Origin of the sequence: Accumulibacter sp., assembly GCF_016789985.1 — a bacterium.
Classification (GTDB): Bacteria; Pseudomonadota; Gammaproteobacteria; order Burkholderiales; family Rhodocyclaceae; genus Accumulibacter.
In genome coordinates, this window is sequence record NZ_JAEUOL010000131.1 from 1 (window position 1) to 3,743 (window position 3,743).

At 62.9% G+C, this 3,743-nt stretch carries 1 protein-coding gene and 4 pseudogenes; 1 reads left to right on the top strand and 4 read right to left on the bottom strand.

The window, feature by feature from the left end; all coding sequences use genetic code 11:
* Positions 1 to 98: 98 nt before the first annotated feature.
* The 3 genes and pseudogenes from JNK99_RS07515 to JNK99_RS07525 form a co-directional block, all read right to left on the bottom strand.
* Positions 99 to 188 (bottom strand): annotated as a pseudogene (locus JNK99_RS07515) (IS5/IS1182 family transposase); the annotation flags it as partial.
* Between the two features lie 697 nt (positions 189 to 885).
* Positions 886 to 1,785 (bottom strand): integrase core domain-containing protein, encoded by a 900-nt coding sequence (locus tag JNK99_RS07520; RefSeq protein ID WP_291850888.1) that lies wholly within the window; start codon positions 1,783 to 1,785, stop codon positions 886 to 888.
* Positions 1,782 to 2,090: pseudogene (locus JNK99_RS07525) on the bottom strand (IS3 family transposase); the annotation flags it as partial. The gene JNK99_RS07520 and the pseudogene JNK99_RS07525, both read right to left, overlap by 4 nt.
* A gap of 147 nt (positions 2,091 to 2,237) precedes the next feature.
* On the opposite strand from JNK99_RS07525, the pseudogene JNK99_RS07530 reads away from it, so the two are divergent.
* Positions 2,238 to 2,444 (top strand): annotated as a pseudogene (locus JNK99_RS07530) (VOC family protein); the annotation flags it as partial.
* A gap of 255 nt (positions 2,445 to 2,699) precedes the next feature.
* Here JNK99_RS07530 and JNK99_RS07535 read toward each other — a convergent pair.
* Positions 2,700 to 3,457, bottom strand: a pseudogene (locus JNK99_RS07535) (IS110 family transposase); the annotation flags it as partial.
* Positions 3,458 to 3,743 lie beyond the last annotated feature (286 nt).

A 3,743-nucleotide genomic window follows, 5' to 3' on the forward strand; every position in this document is an offset into this window, starting at 1 on the left:
GCCCTCCGCTCTTCGGGCGCTACGCGCCCTCATCGCTGCGGGCAACTCGGCAACGCCTTTCCAGCTCGAAGGAAATTTACAGAAAGCATGTTGCACTAACTCGCCGTGCGACCCGGATCAGTGGCTTTCCCGGGCAGCAGTTGTTCAATTCGCTCCCACTGGTCATCTCGTCGCATCTTTCGATCCATCCCGACTCCACGCAAAAGTCAGGATATAATCAAATTTCAATGGCCGTGAACAGCCCATTGCTAGGCCATTGATTGTTAAAACTTTTTCAACAAAGCTTCGATTTGTCATTTGAGCGTCCGCGTGAATGAGAACAGCCCTTGGGTGAGCGAGCGCAGAATTGGGGCTTAATCAGACCTTCCATACCAGACGCGCATGCCACAAGAACCACAACACTCCCAGCCCTCTGTGCTTCCGCTGGGCGTCGCTTCCGTTGTCAGTCTGGCCGTTGGACTCCTCTACGTCCTGCTTGGCTCCGAGAGCGCTTTGCTCATGCTCTTTCTTGTTGGCTTGGGCTATGCCTTCGGTCTGGTTATCTTGGCGTGCCTACTCGTAATGCTTTGGCGCGTGGTTGACGACAAGACTCGCACTCTTGAACGTGGTGCAATTGCGACCGTCGCGTATCTGTGTGTGTGGCTTGCCGCGGTCGGCCTCGGCCCGATCGATCACAGTGCGCTCATCTACGCAGTCGCCTTCTTGAGTTCGTTTGTGCACTTCGCCATCTGCTGGTTCCTAATCTCGCGCGCGTCGCATCTCCGGAAGACGTAGCCGCACTCCGCTGAGGAACAACACAACCTCAAGTCCAGAGTCGCGCTCAAAGACATGAGTCAAACACCTGCAAATGTACCGGCTCGGATTGTCTGGACACGGTATTGCAACTCAGGCCACCTTTCGCATGGGATAAGCCTGACGGGCTTCGAGGGGTGACATGAAGCCCAGTTTTTCGAGACGCCAAGGGCGATTGTAGCGATCCTCGAACGCGGCGACGGCGGCGCGCACCTCCTCGACGTTCCTGAAGAGGCGGCCGTGAATGACCGGCTCCTTCAGCGTCCGATTGAATCGCTCGACGACGCGGTTGGTTTGCGGCTCGGCGACGAAGGCGAAGCTCGGCGCGATGCCCGAGAACTTGACCTGGTTGAGGAAGTCGTCGGCGGGGTATGGCGTGCCGTTGTCCCTGCGCCGGATCAAGCCGCGCCCGGCATCGGCGCCGATGGCGCCGAACTCGTCCTTGAGGCTCTGGGCAATCGGTTGCAAGGCTGCGAAGCGATTGCCGATCTTGACCGCAGGGATGCCGACACAATAGGCATCGCAGTGATCGACCGCCGAAAACACCCAGTCCCAGCCCTCGTCGACCGTCTCGATGCGGCGGCCGTCGGTGCCCCACCTCTCGTTCGGACGGTCGCTGGGGATGATCCCGTCGGGCAGGTTCGGCGCGCCCTGGAGTCGGCAATGCGGCGAGCGTAACGGGGGCTCGCGCATCAGGCGCAACACGCGGCTGCGGCCGACGCGAAGGCCACGCAGGAGGCGCCGGCGCGTCCAGACCTTGCGGTGACCCTCGCCGGTCAAGGGCGAGGCCCCCAGGTCGGCCTGGATGGCGGCGAGGAGATCGGCGTCCGGGACTTTCGGTTTCGGCCCGCGCCGCGTCGGGTGCAGCGGCACGACCTTGACCGCTTGCCGCGGCTCCTGGGCGTAGATCGTCGAGCGGGGGATTTCGAGCCCCCGGCAGACCCGTTCCAGGCCGTCGGGCTTGCCGACGCCTGCGGCGGTCTCGCGGCTCATCGCGACGACCTCCGGCCGACCCAAGGGGGCTTCGCCCGCCTTTCCTTCTGCAGGATTTCGACTTCCATGACCCGTTCGCCGATGCGCCGCTTGGCCTCGTCGAGCGGCCGCTCGACCGGATCGTTCTCCCGTTCCTTGCGGCCGGCGTCGATGCCCGCCAGCGCCCGGTCGCGCCAGCCTGCGAGCTGGTCTATCGGCACCGATCCCTCCCGTGAGATCGCATCTACCGGATCACCGCGCAACCGGCGCAGCACGACTTCCTGCTGCCGGCCCGCCGACCACCGCTTCACTTCGGCAGCCGCGCCGGCTCGCCTCCAGTCGCGATACCCGCTCCTTCCAGAGACCCCGCCGCAACCCTCCCTGCATCCTTCTTCTTCAGCATTTCCAGCCCCTTTCTCTTGACACGGGTTTACCCCAAATTCCTGTCCAGAAAAATCGGGGCCGGGGCACGCATGGATAACGTGAGCATCGTGGTGGAGGACCTTGATGCCACGATTGCCTTCTTCATCGAACTCGGCCTTGTGCTGGAAGGGCGCATGCCTATCGAAGGAGATTGGGCTGGCCGCGTCACTGGAGTGCGCGATCAACGAGTCGAGATCGCGATGATGCGAACGCCCGACGGACACAGCCGCATTGATCTCTCGCGATTCGATGCCCCAGGCGGCCCCTGAACTTAAACTACAAGGGTTTCCCCAAAACTCGCAAGTACCCTGACGATTTTTAGTTCATCACTTTTTTCTGGTAACGGTTCGATTCCACAGCGCGTAGTGAAGAAGATGGCGGACTGCGAAACGACAACCGGTCATGTTGGGCAGGGTGCCCGGACTCTGATGAAAGATGCGCGCCGGGGCCTCGATCGTTGGTCGGGAATGACCGCCTCCCCTGGAATTGATCACCACCCCGCCGCTGCTTTACTGGCCGGGGGCGAGGCCGATCCAGGCAGCCACCTGACGGCCGATCTTGAAATCATGACCGCCGCCGATACTGGCGAGCAGGGCGCTGGTGGTGTTCGGGCCGATCCCCGGCAAAGGTCATCAACCGTTTGCTGAGCGCATCCTCCCGCGCAGCCTTGGCGAGGATCCGGCCGTAGTCCTCGGGCAGCAAGCCCATCGACGTGGGCCAGCAGGTCGCCAACGCACTGGCGGGCATCGCCGGGCAGGTTCTTCCAGGGGCAGCGCGATGTCGCGACGCAGGTTGGTCACCTTTTGCGGCAGGACGATGCCGAATTCCGAAATCAGGTTGCGCAGGCGGTTGTCGGTGGCCGTGCGCTCTTCGACGAAGCCTTGCCGGGTGCGATGCAGGGCGAGGATGATCTGCCGGGGTGCTTCCTTGAGCGGGACGAAGCGCATGGCCGGTCGTGTAACGGCTTCACGGATCGCCACCGCATCGGCCGCGTCGTTCTTGCCGCGCTTGCCGCTCATCCGACAGGGGCTGACGAACTTGGGCACCATCAGCCGCACGCTTGGCCGTGCTGGTGGAACAGCCGCGCCCAGTGGTGCGCGCCGGAGCAGGCTTCGCTGCCGATGACGCAGGGCGGCAGCCGGGCGATCAGCAGCAGCAGATGCTCGCGCGATACTTTCGGCCTGACCAGCGCCGGTTTGCCGTGATCATCAACGCCAGGCACGGCAAAGACGTTCCTGGCCAGATCGATGCCTGCGGTGATCATGCTCACGGACTTCCCCTTGCGTGGTTTTGATGTGATCGCGAAATCTCCTCTTGGCACTCGTTGCCGTTCGCGGCTTCCGCCGCAGCCTCGGGACGGGGAGGTCCCTTTCATTCGTTACCGTGAAAGCCCATCGCTGAAGTGACGTGACCATACCTGCCGACAAGCAGCATTGTTTGAACAGCCGCTGGGCCCGACCCCAGGTGTTCAGCGGCGAATCAGTGTGCGGCGCTGGCCGCTGGTGGGTTGTGGCTGGGCCACTTGCCGATGGCCCGGAGTTGCTTGATCCAGCGTG

Bases quoted from the DNA above. Each gene is read 5' to 3' on its own strand.
- JNK99_RS07520 (WP_291850888.1), bottom strand. From the start codon at position 1,785: ATGAGCCGCGAGACCGCCGCAGGCGTCGGCAAGCCCGACGGCCTGGAA.